The sequence below is a fragment of the Agrobacterium sp. CG674 genome, assembly GCF_053521645.1.
Map to the genome: position 1 here is coordinate 151022 of NZ_JBNWDZ010000001.1, position 17210 is coordinate 168231.

Consider the following 17210-nt stretch of genomic DNA (forward strand, 5'->3'; position numbering starts at 1 on the left):
TTTGGCGCAGGCAGACGAAAGGCATTGAGATGGCAAGATTGAAAAACGGCAAGTTGCAGCGCAAGGACGGCTCCTGGGACCCTTTGAAATCCAGTTCCGATGACAAGCGGCAGGCGGAGGGCGTTCCCCAGACACCGCAGTCGGTCTCGCCAACCTACCGTCTTGCCTATGCCGATCCTGACTTTCTGTGCCGGGAAGAACTGCGCCCCATCAGGTTGCAGCTGGAATTGATGAAGCCGGAAATGATCCTGTCTGAGCGCGGCATCAAGTCCACCGTCGTTCTGTTTGGCGGCGCGCGTATTCCCGAACCCGGTGGCAATGCCTGGGCGGCCCGCAATGAAACTCAGCGAAAAAACCTTGAGGCAGCATCAGTCTATTATGACGAGGCCCGCAAGTTCGCCAAGCTTTGTGCCAAGGAATCCGAAAAGCAGGATCACCGCGAATATGTCGTCATGACGGGCGGTGGCCCGGGTGTGATGGAAGCGGGCAATCGCGGTGCGGCGGAAGCCGGTGCGCCATCCATCGGCCTCAACATCCTGTTGCCGCATGAACAGGCGCCCAACCCGCATGTCACGCCGGAACTCAGCTTCAACTTCCACTATTTCGCCATTCGCAAGATGCATTTTCTTATGCGCGCCAAGGCGGTGGTGGTGTTTCCCGGCGGCTTCGGAACACTGGATGAGTTGTTTGAAACGCTGACCCTGATCCAGACCAAGCGCATGGCTCCCATCCCGCTGATCCTGTTCGGCGAGGCCTTCTGGCGGTCCATCATCAATTTCGATGCGCTTGCCGATTTCGGCACGATTGCACCCGATGATATGGACCTGTTGCATTTCGCCGAAACCGCCGATGATGCCTGGAAGGTCATTGCGGATTTCTATGAGCTTTGAGGTGGCCACTCGTCACCATTCCCGGGCTTGCCCCGGGGATGGTGACGAAAGGTGAGCCTGTTCAAATCCGGGCGAAACGCTCGGTCAGAAGTGCGAAGAAACCGTCGGCATCCACATCGCGCATGACGCGGGTGTTCGGCTCGCGGCCCGTCACCTTCCACCAATCAACCACAGTCATGCCGATGGTGAGTTCGGAATTGACCTCGATCTCGACGTTGCAATCGCGGCCATCGAAAAGCTCCGGCTTGATCAGATAGGCGATGACGCTCGGATCATGCAGCGGCCCGCCATCGGAGCCGTATTTTTCCACGTCGAAACGCTCGAAGAACTCCAGCATCTCCACCATGGCAATGGCAGGGCGCGTGCCGATTTCTCTGATGGCAGCAATGCGGGCCTTGGTGGTCAGCAGCTTGTGCGTCACATCGAGCGGCATCATGACCAGCGGAATGCCTGAGCGAAACACGATGTCTGCTGCATGCGGATCGACATAGATGTTGAATTCCGCCGCTGGCGTGATGTTGCCACCCTCAAAGAAGCCGCCGCCCATCAGCACCAGTTCCTTGATCCGTGGTGCAATGTCGGGCGCCTTCTGCAAGGCGGTTGCGATATTTGTCAGCGCGCCGAGCGTGCACAGCGTGATTGTGCCTTCCGGTTCACGGCGTATCGTTTCGATGATGAAGTCGATGGCGTTTTGGGATTGCGCGGCCAGAACCGGCTCCGGCAAGGTCGGGCCATCCAGCCCGGTGCTGCCATGCACGTGTTCGGCGGTAATGGAGTCGCGCACCAGCGGGCGCTCGCAGCCTTCGTAGACGGGAATGTCGGTGCGGTTGCACAGTTCCAGCATGATGCGAATGTTGCGGCTGGTCAGCTTCAGCGGCACATTGCCTGCAACGGCACAGAGGCCGAGAATTTCGATTTCCTCCGGGCTTGCCAACGCCAGCATGATGGCGGCTGCGTCGTCCTGTCCAGGGTCGGTGTCGATGATGATTTTTCTGCGCTCGGCCATGATTGTCCTGTTTCTTGTATGACATGCCTTTTCAAGCCTGTTTCGGAAGCTTGTCAAGCATGAGGCGGTTCAGACTTTTCCCGCCACGGCGTTCTTGCTTTGCAAACACCATATTACCATATGAAAGCATGCCGCCGTAAACGGGGCAGACGATCGTCGCTTGGGCACAAGGACTGAAGAGATATGAGCCGTATGACACCATTCACCCATCCGTTGATGCTGGGTTTCGATGCCATGGAAAAAACGCTGGAGCGGATGGCGAAGGCGAATGACGGTTACCCACCCTACAATATTGAACGGCTGGTGGCCGATGGCAAAAGTCCGGAGCGCCTGCGCATCACCATTGCCGTTGCCGGTTTTTCCGAAGATGATCTGGAAGTGACCACGGCAGACAATCAACTGGTCATTCGCGGACGTCAGCAAGAGCAGGATGCCAAGGACTATCTCTATCGCGGCATTGCCGCACGCCAGTTCCAGCGCGTCTTCGTGCTGGCGGATGGCATGCAGGTCAATGATGCGCGGCTGCGCAACGGCCTTCTTTCCATTGATCTTACACGACCAGAAATCTCTAGCGTGGTGAAAAAAATTAACATTTCCGTTTCACAATAGGATTCTGCACGCCAAGCGACGCACCGCGGCGCGACGTCTGAAGAATATGGAGGCCGGATTATGCTCTTGAAAGAAGCGCATGCGCGTTTGACTCAGTCACAGCTCGCTCACATCGGTGCAGGAGAAGTTGGATATATTCGCAAGATGCGTGCCGAGGAAGTAAACCGTTGCTTCCCCGAAGCGCCCAATATCGATCCCGGCCTTGATCTTTGGGCCCTCTTCGGCGCCGATGGCACGCCCATCCTTCTGACAGACAATCGCTCCAGCACGTTCTTCAAGGCAGCGGAAGACGAGTTGCGCACCATCAGTGTGCACTGAGCATTTCACATCTTATCGATGGTCTGTTTGAGGCGCCGAAAGGCGCCTTTTGCATGGAGGCTAGTGCGACCTACATGACGTCTTCAGGCGGTCTTCCGGGGCGGGGATGGTAGCGCGGGAATGTCCAGCCGAAAATCAGCGCACCGCTTCTAATGGCAAAGGCGGTGAGCACGCCGGCGGCAGACGCGACGAGAAGTGGCAAGCCGATGGCATGGGCTGCGGTGAAGACGCAGGCGCCCGCCAAGGCGCAGCTGATATAGATCTCCGGCCTCAAAAGTACCGAGGGTTCGCCAGCCAGAATATCACGCAACAGACCTCCAAACGTCGCGGTCATGGTGCCGGTCACGATGGCCACGGTGGGTGAGCCGGTAACGGCAAGGCCTTTGGCGGCTCCCATCACGCAATAGGCGGATAGTCCCACGGCATCCAGCCAGATCAGAAGCCGGTAACGGGATTCCAGCAGATGGGCCGTCAGATAGACGAGGGCTGCGATGACGGCGCAGACGAGAATATAGGTCGGGTTGATGACCCAGAACACCGGTGCGCGGCCGAGAACAAGATCGCGAAGTGTGCCGCCGCCAATGCCGGTGACGGCTGCAAAAAACAGAAAGCCAATGAAATCCAGTTGCTTGCGGGAGGCAGCGAGAGCGCCCGTTGCTGCAAAAACAGCAACGCCCGCATAATCGAGAAAGGCCAGAAGGGTCATCGAAAGGCGCTCCTCGAATGTTTGCGCGGTCAGTGTGACGCAAGGGCCGCCGGATAGGATCCACAGCCGGATCAAATATGACATGCCCCATGCCGCCGCATCCATAGCGGAAACAGACCCAAAGGAAAATGCCGTGAAACGCCTTCTCTTCGTTACGCTTCAAACGCTTGTCCTTCTGGCGTTTCCCATGATGGCGCAGGCCCAGCAGCAATTGGTCAGCGACCCCGAGATTTACGAGAAAGACCACTTTCGCAACGAGTGCAAAGTGGCTGAGTTCGGCCCCGGTTTCGTGACCCGCCTTGATATCAATAATGACGGGCTGATGGACGCACTGACCAACCGTGGCGAATTGACCTGCGACGGCGAAAAGGGACGCAGCTGCAACGAGGATGGCTGCCCCTATAATTTCTATGTGCAGGTCAAGGAAGGCGGCTATCTGATGATCGCGACCGCCACGATCTACGGCTATGACTTCATCATGCGTTTCGGCAACATGGTCTTCGAGTTCAAGATGCATCCGCGTTTTTGCGAGCGCACCGACACCGCACCCTGCATCATGACCGTGCGTGTACGCGGCACGAAATTCGTGACGATTTCCGCTAAATAGCGCTTATTTCCGCCTGACGGTTCCGGTGACCACATTGGCCTGGAACCGGCGGCTTAGCGCGTGGGGCATAAGCAGGCTGGCGAGCGCGAGGGCAAAGATCAGCATAGCGACGATCAGGAGCGCCTGAGCCTGAAAGAAGGTCGCAAGAATTGCGCCTGAAATGGCGCCTGTCACCATGCCGATCCAAGGCACGATCTGTATGGTCCAGTCCAGCTTGCGCTCACCCAGAATGAAACGGCCAATGCCGCGCCCGAAGCGGGAAAGTGCGCCGGTCACATAGGTGAGCCCAATGGGCAGGCCTTCGACATGCTCAACTGCAGCATTGATCATGCCCATGGCGAAAACAACGAGATAGAATGCCCCCAATGTCATGTCGCGGGTCTGCAACAGCGCGGCGCAGGCCATAGCAAGGCTGACCGAGCACAGAACGGTGAAAAGCCGCCGCTGCGATGTTTGCGCGATAATGACGCCACCCGCATTACCCGCCACGAAAATCAGAATCGCGAGCAGGAGGATCAGGCCATGGCCGATATCGCCCGATTGCAGAGAGAGCGCTGCGCGGGTCGTGTTTCCGGTCATGAAGGATACGAAATCTCCCGACATAGTCACACCGATCGCATCCGTCATGCCCGCGATGAAGGAAATGGCGGCAACAAGCGCTACCCCAGCTGCCGTGCGTCTTGCGCGGATGATTGTGCGGCGTCTCTGTCGAGTCATGAGGTCTCGCATGTCGTGTTCGGACCCTTGCGATGTGCGTGCCCGGAACGATGTGAGTGTAAGCCCGCCGCCACGCGATTTTCAACCAAGATGATGCACGATATGGCTAAGCGGGTTGGGGAATGATATTACCACACGATGCAACAGGACGAACGAACTTATGACTGATGCCCCTCGGGTTCAGGAAAAATCGCTGCATGAGCGGATTATGGGCGATGTCGAAGGGCGTATTCTGTCCGGCGAATGGCCACCGGGCCACCGCATTCCCTTCGAGCACGAACTGACGCTCGACTATGGCTGCTCACGGATGACCGTGAACAAGGCCTTGGGCGAACTGGTGAAGAAAGGTCTGATCGAGCGCCGCCGCCGTTCCGGCTCCTTCGTCACGCAGCCGCACGCGCAATCCGCCGTTCTGGAAATTCAGGACATTCAGCGCGAGGTGCAGGCGCTTGGCCTGATCTACGCTTACCGGCTTGATCGTCGCCAATTACGGACAGCGACCGCAGCCGACCAGGCCATGCTGGGCGTGGATGCGGGCGCCTCGGTCCTTTCGTTGACCTGCCGCCACTTTGCCGCCGACGCGCCCTTCTGCCTTGAAGAGCGGGTCATCAACGTCTCAACCGTGCCCGAAGCAAAGGATGCCGATTTTTCCACGACGGGGCCGGGCTCATGGCTGTTGCAGATGGTGCCCTGGAGTGCAGCCGAACATCGCATCCGCGCAATAGCGGCAGACAAGCGCGTGGCTGAAGCGCTGGCCATTCCCAACGGAACGGCCTGTCTGGTGATTGAGCGCCGAACATCGAACGGGCTGGCCTATATCACTCACGTAAAAGTGACCTATCCCGGAGATCGTCACGAGCTGGTGGCGCAATTCATGCCGTCGCAGCAGATCTAAGCCTTCTCTCCCACAGTCTTTTTACATAAGGCGAGTTTGCGGATCATATTTTCCTGATCTATTAGTTGTCTTTCCCAGTCAACTTTGTTAGCGAGACAAGCAGACACGATTGCATCCGAGATTTTTCGAGGCATGCAGGTTGTGGCTTTCAAATCTTCGCTTTTACGAGATCCGGGATTATGATGATGGCACCTGATAGAATGACCTTTTTGTCAAACTCCACTGCTTTGTCGAAAAAACGGTGCAGGTCTGTTGTCATCACGCTGTCTCTGGCTGCTGGCCTTTTCGCCGGTGCAGCTCTGGCCCAGACGCCTCAGCCACAAACTTCGCAGGTGCCACTTTCAACAGAGCCAGCGCCTGTTGTGCAGGACGCAGCGCCATCGACGCCAACACAGGTCAATCCAGCACCAGTAGAGCCCACTCCGGCACCTGTTGCGCCTACACAGTCAGACGTCGCGCCCGTGCAGCCCCAACCACAGCCACAAGCGGCACCTGCAGCCGCAAATGATGCGCCGCTTCAGCCGACGCTCGCAGATCCTCAGGCAGCTGAGGCGCCCGCCACCGGCACAGCTGATGCACGCACGGATATTCCGCACAACCTGTCCCCATGGGGCATGTTCATGGCCGCCGACTGGGTGGTCAAGAGTGTGATGATTGGGCTAGCCGTCGCATCGCTGATGACATGGACCGTCTGGATTGCAAAGACCATCGAGCTTGCCGGTGCGAGCATTCGCGCCAAGTCCACGCTCAAGATCGTTCACAAGTCGAAGACCCTGGCGGAAGCCACAGACGCGCTGGAGAAAAAGGGTGGTCCCGGCGCGCTCATGCTGCGCATGGCGACCCATGAAATGCAGCTTTCCGACGCTGTTGTGGAGCACACGGATGGCGGCGGCATCAAGGAGCGCGTTTCTTCCGTTCTCGGCCGGATCGAGACCCATGCGGGTCGCCGCATGTCACGGGGGACGGGCGTTCTGGCAACCATCGGTTCTGTTTCGCCCTTCGTCGGCCTGTTCGGAACGGTCTGGGGCATCATGAATTCGTTCATCAGCATCTCGGAATCGCAGACGACCAATCTCGCCGTCGTGGCACCCGGTATTGCCGAAGCCCTTCTGGCAACCGCCATCGGTCTGGTTGCCGCCATTCCGGCAGTGGTGATCTATAACGTCTTTGCCCGTTCCATCACCGGCTACCGCCACTTGCTGGCCGATGTCGCTGCCGGTGTCGAGCGCCTCGTCAGTCGCGATCTTGATTTCCGCCGCATTCCGCCGGGCAGTTCTGCGCGGCCTGCCGTTTCGCTCGTGGGGCGCTGATCATGGCTGGCGGTATTCGTGAAGGCGGGGGAGACGAACTCTCCGAGAACCACGAGATCAATGTTACGCCCTTTATCGACGTGATGCTGGTGCTGTTGATCATCTTCATGGTGGCGGCACCTCTGGCAACCGTCGATGTGAATGTCGATCTGCCCGCATCCAGCGCAAAGCCCGCAGAGCGTCCCGAAGAGCCGCTCTACCTCACCGTCAAGGATGACCTCTCGCTCAATCTTGGCAATGACGCGGTCTCAAAGGATGCGCTGGCTGCGAGCCTTGATGCGCGCACAGGCGGCAAGAAAGACACTCGTATTTTTCTGCGTGCCGACAAGGCGGTCGACTACGGCCACTTCATGGAAGTCATGAACATGCTGCGTGACAGCGGCTATCTGAAGATCGCGCTGGTGGGCCTTGAGGGTGCGGCGGCTGCAAGCCAGCCTTCCACCGCGCCTGCACCCGGTGGAGCCACGCCATGAGTGACGGCTCCTTCCCCATTCCCGGACGCTCCCGGTTGGGAGAAGTTGCCCTCTGGGCGGTTGCGGGTCTGTTGACGCTTTCTGTCCATGCGGGTGGCGCCTACTACCTCATGCAGGAACCAGCAGAGCAAGAAGTCGATGGCGGCCCACCAGCGGCCATCATGATTGAACTTGCTGCGCTTCCGGAAGCCGTACAGACGGAAGAAACGATTGAAACCAATGATGTGGAGGACGTTCAAGACGTCAAAAGCATCGTCCCCGAGACGGTAGATGATGTGCCTCCCCCTGAAATGCCTCAGCCCATGCCAGAGCCGATCGCAGAGGAAACACCACCTGAGCCTGAGCCAATGCCGGAACCTCCGCAAGAGGTGGTAGAACCCTTGCCGGAAGAACCGCTCGAGCCGGTAGAAGAGATCGACCCGATACAGGAACAACAGATGGCGGCGCTCGAAAACGTCGAAGTGCCGCTGCCGGTCTTGCGCCCGCCACCGCCGCCTGTTGCCGAAAAAAAGAAGGAAGAGGTCGAAAAGAAAAAGGTTCAGCGCAAGCCAACCGCTGCGCCTCCCGCATCCGCCGAAAAAACCGCCGCCAGGGTGGAGACGACACAATCGGACCGAACGGCAGCGCCGAAAACCAGCGCAGGTTTGTTCTCGTCTGCGGTTTCGCCCGCAAAGTGGAACTCCCGGGTCCGTTCCGCCGTCTCGCGTCGCGTGTCACGTGAGGGCTCCAAGGGAATGGCCGTCACTGTCGCTTTTAACGTGAGCGGTGGTGGCTCTATCGGTGGCGTTCGTGTCCTGGGCTCCACGGGAGATGCGACGGTGGACAGGAAGATCGCCGGTTCTATCGAGGGCATATCCGTACCCCAGCCGCCGCCGGGTTCTCAAACTTCATTTCAGGTCAGAATAGAGATCCAGTGAGACCCACCCCGTGCGGGTCCACCTGTTTTCGCTATTGCCTTATGGCTTTCTGACGCAGGAATGGGGTATGCCTGTTTCTTCATCAGGAAATAGTCATAGTCATGAAATTCAGCATTGAGCAGGCGGAAGAGCTGGTATCTTCCATATTCGAGAAAAACGGCGTTCTGCCACACAATGCGCGATCTGTCGCCCGCGCCCTCATTGCAGCAGAGGCCGCAGGGCAGGGTGGCCACGGTATCCGCCGGCTCACCGCCTATATCAGCCAGCTTCATGTCGGCAAGGTCGATGGAAAAGCCGAACCGGTGGTGACGCTGCTTCGTCCCGCCGTTCTTTCCGTGGATGCGGGCCATGGCTATGCTTACCCGGCTATCGATGCTGCCGTCGAGCGCCTTCCCGACATGGCAAGATCGCAAGGCATTGCCCTGGCGGTCATCGGTCGATCGCACCATGCAGGCGTCATGGCGTTGACGGTGGAACGCTTCGCAGAGATTGGCCTTGTCGCCTTCATGGTTGCCAATGCGCCAGCCTCCATGGCCCCTTGGGGTGGAACCAAGCCGCTTTACGGAACCAACCCGATTGCGTTTGCAGCCCCGGTCGAGGGCGCCGATCCGCTGGTGATCGATCTCGCCTTGTCCAAGGTCGCACGCGGCAAAATCATGGCTGCCCGCCAGAAAGGTGAGAGCATTCCCGATGATTGGGCGCTGGATGCCAACGGCCGCCCGACCACTGACGCCGATGAAGCGATCAATGGAACGATGGTGCCCGCGGGAGATGCCAAGGGGGCGGCACTTGCGCTGATGGTGGAGGTGATGGCCGCAGGACTGACGGGCGGGAACTTCGGTTTTGAGGCGTCATCCTTGCTCGACGACACCGGCGCAGCGCCCTCGCTGGGTCACACCATTATCGTCATCGACCCGTCCATTGCCGGCGATCATGTGTTCGCCCGCCGGCTGGCCATGATGGCAACCGAGATCGAGGGGCAAGACAATGTCCGACTGCCGGGCCGCCGCAGCCAGGGTCTTCGTCGACAGTCGCTGGAGCAGGGGATTGTCATCGACGATGACATCATGACCCAAATCCGGGCGCTCTGATCAGGTGCCCGAGCGGATGTGCTCATTCAGCAGCTCGGCGAAAGCCGCGCCTGATGTGTCCAAAGCGCCGCTATTGTCAATTGTCGTGACGTCGAAGTCACCGCAGACATCGAGCGAACTGCGCTGGAGCCGAAGAAGAATCTCTTCCCGGCTTTCGCGGCCCCGGCTTTCCAGCCGCGCAGCGAGAACATCGAGCCGTGCCACGACATTCACCACCTTCATGGTTGCGAAGACGGATTTGAACTCACCAAGGGCGGAGCGGGAACCGTTGGCAACAACGGTTTCGCCCCGGGCAAGCCTGTCCTTTATCGAGGCCGGTATGCCGTAGCTCAGGCCATGCGCCTCCCAGGACACGCAAAACTCTCCCAATGCTGCCCTGCGCGCAAATTCTGCCTCGCTGACGGCATCATGGTTTTCCCCACCCGCATCATGACTTCGGGTGATGACGCGACGGGCAAAATGGATGCCATCATGCTTTTCGAAACGGCGCGCAGCGAAGTCCATCAGCGTGTCTTTTCCAGCACCGCTCGGTCCGACCACGACAATCATGACGCCGGCGCGCTTGGAAATACTGCTCATGCAACGCGCCCGCCTTGCCGCCACACGCCTCTCACAACCGGCACATCTTCGTCGCGATGAACGCGGATGATATCGGCGCGCAGACCGGTGGCAATGCGGCCGCGATCCGATAGCCCGACCGTGCGGGCAGGGGTTGCCGTGACCATCGAAAGCGCCTTTGGAAGCGACATGCCATCGACCTGATCGGCGAGAAGGAACGGCGCATAGAGAAGGCTGAACGGCACGTAATCCGACGACAGAACGTCGAGAACATCGAGTTCGGCCAGATCGCGAGCGGCAATATTGCCGGAATGGGATTTGCCGCGCACGATGTTGGGTGCGCCCATCAGCACGCTCATGCCTGCCCCATGCGATGCCTTGGCCGCCTCGACACTGGTCGGAAACTCGGCGAGCTTCACGCCGTGGCTGATCGCCTCATCGACATGGGCATGCGTTGCATCATCATGGCTGGCAATGGTGATGCCGCGCTTGAGGCATTGCGCGGAGAGATAATCGCGATGCTTGCTGGAATATTTAGCCGATGCCGCGACGCGACGATCCATGAACGCCTTGAAAACCTCATCGCTGAGGCCGCGCTTCTTCTGATAGAAGACGATATATTGGTCCATCGTCTGGAACTGGCGCTGGCCCGGAGAATGGTCCATCAGCGAAATCAGCTTCACTTGCGGGTCGTTTTCGAAGTCTTCGAAATGCTCAAGAACGTCTGATGAGGCCACCTCGCAGCGAAGGTGCAGAAGGTGGTCGGCGCGCAGGCGGTTGTCGCTCTGAGCCTTTTCGATGGCATCGGCCATCTCGCGCATCTCGCCGCGTGCAAAGCCGCCATCTTCGTCGGAACCCAGCCGCAGGCAATCGAACACGGTGGTGATGCCAGATGATGCGACCTGCGCATCATGGGCCTGAATAGCGGCCGTCTTGTTCCACGTTACACCCGGACGCGGCGAATAGTGCTGCTCCAGATGATCAGTGTGCAGTTCCACAAGCCCGGCAATGAGGTAATCGCCCTCGAAATTCTCACCAAGATGGGATGACCCCGTGCTGATATCGGAAATTAGCCCATCCTTGACCAGCACGGAGCCTTCCATAATCTCGTTATCGAGCGCGATGCGTGCATTGCTGAAAACCTGCTCGGTCATGGAAATACTTCTTTCTGGACGGAATTCTGGTGTTCATTTGCGTTCAAAAGCGGCAACCAAGTGTGAACGCGAAACGGTTGACCGCGTGCCGGCTCAACAAACAGGCCAAGGCCCGAGATGGACAGCGAACGATCGGTGAAATCGGCAAATTCTGCATTGAGAACCTCAGACATATGCGCACGGTTCGACATATCCACGGGTCCCGTCAGTGTCATGTGGAAGCGGAAATCGTCCATGACATGCGGATAGCCCCAATCCACCAGATTACGCCTCTGGCTCTCGCTCAGATCCTGCGGCCTGCGCCTTGCGATATCGGCGTCGGACAAGGGGGCACGGAATGGCTCGAAATGCGTCACCACGTCAGCCGCAAAATTCTGGAGCGGCTGGTGCGTTTCGTCTGGCACGATTGCGAAGAATGGCCCGAGATTGCCTATGATGACTTTCGGAATATCGAAGGCGTGCCGGCTGCGGACAAAACTCTCCAGAGCTGCGAGAAGCTCATCCTCGTGGCGATCGTCAGCAAGGGTAAACGGCGCTTTCAGCGTCGCGTGAAATCCATAGCGTCGCGGCTCTGCGGTTATTTCGGCATGGTCGCTGTGGTCGTTATGGATGGTGTCGTTAAAGGCGTCACGCCCAAGCCAGCGGGAGGCTTTGCGGGTGAGCGCATCGTTTTCGGCGGGGGTAAAATAGATCGCGTAGCGCACTCAATCGCACTTTCAGCTATCCGCAGTAACGGAACTGTTAAGGTCATACGCCCTTGCCGTGCAAGACCGCAATGGCCAACTAGCCCTTTCGCGTGACGGAATGATGATGGGCTACGAGAATTTTCTACCTGCCAAGACGTTTGCTGGGGTCGAATAAGCCGGGAAACGAGACCGTTACCAGCATACGTGCAGCAGCGATGAAACTTCTTCAAGCTTTGTACGTTGTATCTGCACAGTCTTCACCAACGGAAGGAGTAAAGGCTAATGGAAATCGAAATGATTATTGCGCTTTTCTTCGCTGTATTCGCCACGTCAAGCGTCGCTTGTGCCTATTGGTTTGGTGAACGTCGCGGTCTTTGAGATCCTGCAGCGGGGAGACTATTTGATTTTTTAAAAGCGCTGGAAGCATAACTTCCAGCGCTTCTTGCATGAGAGCTTAGTGTGCTGCCGACATGTCGCCGAGAACTTCTTTCAAAGCGACGGTTGAATCTGCGTTCAACTTATAAACCATCGGTACGCCTGTCGCGAGATTGAGCTTCAGGATTTCTTCCTTGCTCATCTTGTCCAGCACCATCACCAGCGAACGGAGAGAGTTTCCGTGTGCTGCGACCAGAACGGTTTCGCCTCTCAAAACGCGGGGCAAAATCTCGGTCAGGTAGTAGGGCCAGACGCGGGCGCCCGTGTCACGCAGGCTTTCGCCGCCTGGAGGTGGAATGTCGTAGGACCGGCGCCAGATATGAACCTGATCTTCGCCCCACTTTTCGCGGGCATCATCCTTGTTCAAACCGGAAAGATCGCCGTAGTCCCGCTCGTTCAGTGCTTCATCGCGGATGGTTTCGAGGCCGGACTGACCGACATTGTCGAGAACCATCTGGCAGGTTCTCTGGGCACGGATCAGCGACGATGTATAGGCAACATCGAATTTGATGCCGTAATCTGCAAGCGCCTTGCCACCAGCATTGGCTTCCTGGACGCCGAGTTCCGTCAGGTCCGGGTCGCGCCAGCCGGTAAACAGGTTTTTCAGGTTCCAGTCACTTTGGCCGTGACGAACGAGGACGAGTGTTCCGCTCATATCGATTGCTCTCCCAGAGGTTGATTATGTGGCGTCAGCCAGACCGAGAACGTCCAGCATGGAATAAAGACCAGGCTTTTGATCCCTGGCCCAGAGGGCTGCAGAAATTGCGCCGCGTGCGAATATGGAACGGTCGGCGGCGTGGTGGACGAGCGTAACCTGCTCACCTTCGCCTGCAAAAATAACGGAATGATCACCGACGACAGAACCGCCACGCAATGTTGCAAAACCAATTGTGCCGGTCTCGCGCGCCCCGGTATGTCCGTCACGAACGCGAACCGAGTTGGCCGAGAGGTCGATATCACGACCCTGCGCTGCCGCCTCTCCCAGAAGGAGGGCTGTGCCGGATGGGGCATCGACCTTATGCTTGTGGTGCATTTCCAGGATTTCGATATCCCAGTTTGTGCCATCGAGCGCCCGTGCAGCCTGCTTGGTCAAGACACCGAGCAGATTCACGCCAAGGCTCATATTGCCTGATTTGACCACTCTCGCATGACGAGCGGCGGCCTCGAAACGTGCCTCGTCCTCATTTGAGCAGCCTGTCGTTCCGATAACGTGGACAATGCGTGCCTGTGCGCTGAGCGTTGCAAATTCTACGCTGCTCTTCGGAGACGTGAAATCGATCACACCATCCGCATGAAGGAAAGCCGCAAGCGCATCGCTTGTGACTGAAACACCTGTTAGACCCAGCCCGGACAATTCGCCCGCGTCGCGCCCTATGAAGGGCGAGCTTTCACGCTCGACGGCTGCATGAAGTTCCACGCCTGGAGTCTCATGGATCACCCGGATAAGGGTCTGGCCCATGCGCCCGGCCGCGCCAACGACCACCAGTTTCATGACATTGTCGCTCATCGGGTCCTACCGTTGGTTCAAAGGGCGCGAACGCCCGTCGCCTGGAGATTGTTGAGACGAGCGTAAAGACCATCTTCCCGACGCGCAAGCGTCTCATGATCGCCCTCTTCCACGACAAGGCCTTCGTTCATCACGACGATCTTGTCAGCCTTGACGACGGTCGAAAGGCGGTGCGCAATGACGATGACGGTGCGCCCAGACATTGCTGTGTCGAGGGCCTTCTGGACGACGGCCTCCGATTCGGTATCGAGCGCAGACGTGGCCTCATCCAGAAGAAGGATAGGGGCGTTACGCACCAGAGCACGCGCAATCGACAGACGCTGACGCTGGCCGCCGGATAGCGACATGCCGTTTTCGCCAATCGGTGTGTCATAGCCCTGCGGCTGCGCCAGAATGAAGTCGTGCGCATAGGCAAGCCTTGCCGCCTCTTCGATCTCGGCGTCGGTCGCTTCAGGCCGTCCATAGCGAATGTTGTCGCGGATGCTTCCTTCGAAAAGGTAAGGCTGCTGCGAGACATAAGCGAGGTTCTGGCGCACCGAATGTGTGGTGACGTCAGCAATATCCTGCCCATCGACGAGGATCGAGCCGCTGCTCGGATCGTAGAAACGGGGAATGAGATTGATGATCGTCGACTTGCCGGCGCCCGATGGTCCCACCAGAGCCGTTGTTTTGCCACCCTCCGCGATGAAACTCACGCCTTTGAGGATCGGCCCGCCTTCCTTGTAGGAAAATACGACATCCCGCAGTTCCACCGTTGCATTGGAAACCTTCAGCGGTTGGGCATCCGGCTTCTGCCGCTGTACAGGCTGCATGTCGAGAATTTCGTAGATCATCTGAGCGTTCACGACGGCGCGTTCCAGCGTGATCTGCACGCGGGCCAGACGACGTGCCGGGTCATAGGCCAGAAGAAGTGCGGTGACAAAGGCAAAAAAAGCACCCGGAGGCACATTGTCATAGATGGCGCGGTAGGCTGCATAAGCCAGAACGCCTGAAACGGCCAGTCCTGCCAGAGTTTCCGTCAAGGGCGCACTTTTTTCGGTCAGCCGTGCAATGCGGTTTGCGCGCCCCTCGGCGGAGTCGATGACCTTGTCGACGCGCTCCTCCAGTTGCTTTTCCATGGTGAAAGCTTTGACGATTGCGATGCCTTGCAGGGTTTCCTGCATGGCGCCCAACACGCGGCTGTTGAGGATAACGGCGTCACGCGTGGCCTGGCGCAGACGTTTGGAAATATAGCGAAGCCCCAGCACGAGTGGCGGAACGATGAAGACGATGACGATCGAAAGGACCGGATCTTTGACGATCATCACGGCAACGAGTGCAATAAAGGTGAGAAGGTCGCGGGCAACCGTCGTGACGGTCAGGTTCATGACATCCCTGATGCCACCGATATTCTGGCTGACCTGCGCTGCCAGATGCGCGGAGCGGGATTCACTCAAGAAGCCGACAGACAACGTCATCAGGTGGGCATAGAGCCGCTTCTGGTAACGTGCGACGATGTTGTTACCGATCTTCGACAGCGCCACGGATTGGCCATATGTCGCAAAGCCGCGAATGAAGAACGCCCCGAAGATGGATGCGCAGATGATCCAGACAAGGTCGGCCCGCCGGTTGACGAAGGCCTCGTTGATGATGGAATCCATGATCCATGCGGTAAAGGCCGTGGTGCCTGCGACGGCGAGCAGGCAGAAAATTGCAAATGCATAGCCTCCGATATGATCACGCGCATTTTCAGCGAAAATGCGCTTCAAAACTGACGTGATCGTATCGGGATCCACGGGATGCCGTTTTTTGGCAGTCTTCAAGTGTTCATCCACCTTAAGCTGTTGAGGCGGACACGCCGCCCATTCAATCGGCGTCTATATCCACTCAAGCCGGTTTTGACCAGTGCTGACGTTCTATCAGGCCTGCCAGCGCCTGCCATCCAGTGTCAGACCAAAATCAGACGGCGTGCGCGCATAGGCCGAAAGTCCTGCCAGCGCCGCCTGAGGATGGGTGACGACATGGGTGGGAATGCTGCGCATCAGCGCCTTGTGCGGAGCCTTGTCTTCGAAAGCTGCCCGGAACTCCGGCAGTCTCAAGGCGGGAATGATCTTTTGCGATATGCCACCGGCCAGGTAGACCCCGCCACGCGCCATGAAGATCAATGCCATATCGCCAGCGATGCGGCCAAGATAGGTGCTGAACAGCGACAGGGTTTCCTGCGCCTGGACGTCCTCGCCACTGAGGCCCTTGGCTGTGACGTCTGCGGGATCGGAAAAGACGGGCGTGACACCATCGGCAAGGCAGATCGCACGGTAAAGATTGACGAGACCGCGACCACACAGGATCTGCTCGCCCGCAATACGGCCTTCAATGGTGTCGAGATGCGGAAACACCTTATAGTCACGCGCGCTGCGTGGGCCGATATCCACATGACCACCTTCGCCGGGGACGGGAAACCAAATGTTTCGGGCGTGGACCAGCCCCGCGACACCCAGGCCAGTGCCGGGTCCCAGAACGACGCGAGAGGCGATCATATCCGGACGCTGAGGCCCGATTGTTTCCCTGTCGTCGCTGCCCAAAGTCGCAATGGCTAGAGCCTGCGCTTCGAAATCATTGATAACAATAACATCTTTCAAGCCGAGATTGGTCAACATCTCCTTTGGCTTAACCACCCAGTCGCAGTTTGTCAGCGGTATTTCGTCGGTCTCTATGGGACCGGCAACGGCGAGGATTGCAGAAACGGGCAGTAATGGTGTGTGATCCAGCACTGCGCTGCGGATAGCCTCGTCAATCGTCTTGAAATCGGCGGTCTTGACGCTTGTCAGCTGTGTCGGCTCGGATGTCGCATCCGGTACGATGCTGAAGCGCGCATTGGTGCCGCCGATGTCTCCGATGAGAATCGGAAAGGAAAGTGTGTCGGTCTGCGTGGACATCGCTGCTCCTGGGTCGCCGGCATTTTAGTGTTTTGAATGAAAATCAGTCAGCTGTTCGGCCGTGGCGCGGTTGAGGGCCATCGGAATATCATAGACGGTCGCAAGCCGCGTCAGCGCTTTTACGTCAACGTCGTGGGGTTGGGAAGACAGCGGGTCGATGAAGAAGATCAGCATATCCACGTCACCTGTTGCGATCATCGCGCCAATCTGCTGATCGCCACCCAGCGGACCACTCTTCAACCGCACCACGGACAATCCCGGACACGCATCCTGTATGCGCCCACCGGTGGTACCCGTGGCGACAATTCTGAATTGGGACAGTGCATCTTGATGCTGGCGGGCAAAATCCGCCATGTCATCTTTCTTTTGGTCATGCGCGATCAAAGCGATACAGCGTTGCCCGGTCATTTGGTCCG

At 58.2% G+C, this 17210-nt stretch carries 20 protein-coding genes; 9 read left to right on the plus strand and 11 right to left on the minus strand.

Annotation, left to right across the window (positions count from 1 at the left end; translation table 11 throughout):
* The first annotated feature begins 29 nt into the window (after positions 1–29).
* Positions 30–890 (plus strand): LOG family protein, encoded by an 861-nt coding sequence (locus tag ACQZ51_RS00735; protein WP_448774507.1) that lies wholly within the window; start codon positions 30–32, stop codon positions 888–890.
* A 61-nt stretch (positions 891–951) separates the two neighbouring features.
* Here ACQZ51_RS00735 and ACQZ51_RS00740 read toward each other — a convergent pair whose 3' ends face one another.
* A complete protein-coding gene (locus ACQZ51_RS00740; RefSeq protein WP_448774509.1) occupies positions 952–1896 on the minus strand; it encodes a nucleoside hydrolase in 945 nt (314 codons plus the stop codon).
* A gap of 183 nt (positions 1897–2079) precedes the next feature.
* Between ACQZ51_RS00740 and ACQZ51_RS00745 the strand changes: the two genes are divergently transcribed.
* Both ACQZ51_RS00745 and ACQZ51_RS00750 read left to right on the plus strand, forming a co-directional pair.
* Complete coding sequence (locus ACQZ51_RS00745) at positions 2080–2505, plus strand: Hsp20 family protein (protein ID WP_448774510.1); 426 nt, start codon at positions 2080–2082, stop codon at positions 2503–2505.
* 60 nt (positions 2506–2565) lie between these two features.
* Entirely contained in the window at positions 2566–2823 is a 258-nt protein-coding gene (locus ACQZ51_RS00750) for a BQ00720 family protein (protein WP_448774512.1), read from the plus strand.
* A 70-nt stretch (positions 2824–2893) separates the two neighbouring features.
* Here the strand turns inward: ACQZ51_RS00750 and ACQZ51_RS00755 are convergent, their stop codons facing one another.
* Positions 2894–3529 carry a trimeric intracellular cation channel family protein gene (locus ACQZ51_RS00755; RefSeq protein WP_448775691.1) on the minus strand — a complete coding sequence of 212 codons (636 nt, stop codon included), beginning with the start codon at positions 3527–3529 and terminating at the stop codon, positions 2894–2896.
* A 187-nt stretch (positions 3530–3716) separates the two neighbouring features.
* Here ACQZ51_RS00755 and ACQZ51_RS00760 point away from each other — a divergent pair, with 187 nt between their 5' ends.
* The gene (locus ACQZ51_RS00760; RefSeq protein ID WP_448775693.1) at positions 3717–4136 is read left to right on the plus strand and encodes a hypothetical protein; all 420 of its coding nucleotides are present in this window, start codon (positions 3717–3719) and stop codon (positions 4134–4136) included.
* A gap of 3 nt (positions 4137–4139) precedes the next feature.
* On the opposite strand, the gene ACQZ51_RS00765 is transcribed toward ACQZ51_RS00760, so the two are convergent.
* On the minus strand, positions 4140–4853 hold the full coding sequence (locus ACQZ51_RS00765) for a YoaK family protein (protein WP_448774514.1): 714 nt from the start codon (positions 4851–4853) through the stop codon (positions 4140–4142).
* A gap of 160 nt (positions 4854–5013) precedes the next feature.
* Between ACQZ51_RS00765 and hutC the strand changes: the two genes are divergently transcribed.
* The 5 genes from hutC to ACQZ51_RS00790 all read left to right on the plus strand — a co-directional run bounded on the left by hutC (position 5014) and on the right by ACQZ51_RS00790 (position 9539).
* The gene (hutC, locus tag ACQZ51_RS00770; protein ID WP_448774516.1) at positions 5014–5748 is read left to right on the plus strand and encodes a histidine utilization repressor; all 735 of its coding nucleotides are present in this window, start codon (positions 5014–5016) and stop codon (positions 5746–5748) included.
* Between the two features lie 185 nt (positions 5749–5933).
* Entirely contained in the window at positions 5934–7058 is a 1125-nt protein-coding gene (exbB, locus tag ACQZ51_RS00775; protein WP_448774518.1) for a tonB-system energizer ExbB, read from the plus strand.
* 2 nt (positions 7059–7060) lie between these two features.
* The gene (gene exbD / locus ACQZ51_RS00780; RefSeq protein WP_448774520.1) at positions 7061–7531 is read left to right on the plus strand and encodes a TonB system transport protein ExbD; all 471 of its coding nucleotides are present in this window, start codon (positions 7061–7063) and stop codon (positions 7529–7531) included.
* Positions 7528–8448, plus strand: coding sequence for a TonB family protein (locus ACQZ51_RS00785; RefSeq protein ID WP_448774522.1), 921 nt, complete (start codon positions 7528–7530; stop codon positions 8446–8448). Before exbD ends, ACQZ51_RS00785 begins: the two co-directional genes overlap by 4 nt.
* A gap of 101 nt (positions 8449–8549) precedes the next feature.
* Positions 8550–9539, plus strand: a complete 990-nt coding sequence (locus ACQZ51_RS00790; RefSeq protein ID WP_448774524.1) for an Ldh family oxidoreductase — start codon at positions 8550–8552, stop codon at positions 9537–9539.
* Here the strand turns inward: ACQZ51_RS00790 and phnN are convergent, their stop codons facing one another.
* From phnN to ACQZ51_RS00830, 8 genes are all read right to left on the minus strand, one after another.
* Positions 9540–10118, minus strand: coding sequence for a phosphonate metabolism protein/1,5-bisphosphokinase (PRPP-forming) PhnN (phnN, locus tag ACQZ51_RS00795; protein WP_448774526.1), 579 nt, complete (start codon positions 10116–10118; stop codon positions 9540–9542).
* Positions 10115–11251: an alpha-D-ribose 1-methylphosphonate 5-triphosphate diphosphatase gene (locus ACQZ51_RS00800; protein WP_448774528.1), complete on the minus strand. Its 1137-nt coding sequence runs from the start codon at positions 11249–11251 to the stop codon at positions 10115–10117. The genes phnN and ACQZ51_RS00800 overlap by 4 nt, the downstream gene beginning before the upstream one ends.
* Entirely contained in the window at positions 11248–11955 is a 708-nt protein-coding gene (locus ACQZ51_RS00805; RefSeq protein ID WP_448774530.1) for a DUF1045 domain-containing protein, read from the minus strand. Before ACQZ51_RS00805 ends, ACQZ51_RS00800 begins: the two co-directional genes overlap by 4 nt.
* Positions 11956–12391: 436 nt before the next feature.
* Positions 12392–13027 (minus strand): 2,3-bisphosphoglycerate-dependent phosphoglycerate mutase, encoded by a 636-nt coding sequence (locus tag ACQZ51_RS00810; RefSeq protein WP_448774532.1) that lies wholly within the window; start codon positions 13025–13027, stop codon positions 12392–12394.
* Positions 13028–13051: 24 nt separating this feature from the next.
* On the minus strand, positions 13052–13879 hold the full coding sequence (gene dapB, locus ACQZ51_RS00815; RefSeq protein ID WP_448774534.1) for a 4-hydroxy-tetrahydrodipicolinate reductase: 828 nt from the start codon (positions 13877–13879) through the stop codon (positions 13052–13054).
* Positions 13880–13896: 17 nt separating this feature from the next.
* Entirely contained in the window at positions 13897–15681 is a 1785-nt protein-coding gene (locus tag ACQZ51_RS00820; RefSeq protein WP_448774536.1) for an ABC transporter ATP-binding protein, read from the minus strand.
* Positions 15682–15777: 96 nt separating this feature from the next.
* The gene (locus ACQZ51_RS00825) at positions 15778–16794 is read right to left on the minus strand and encodes a glucokinase (protein ID WP_448774538.1); all 1017 of its coding nucleotides are present in this window, start codon (positions 16792–16794) and stop codon (positions 15778–15780) included.
* Between the two features lie 24 nt (positions 16795–16818).
* Positions 16819–17202: a methylglyoxal synthase gene (locus tag ACQZ51_RS00830; RefSeq protein WP_448774540.1), complete on the minus strand. Its 384-nt coding sequence runs from the start codon at positions 17200–17202 to the stop codon at positions 16819–16821.
* Positions 17203–17210 lie beyond the last annotated feature (8 nt).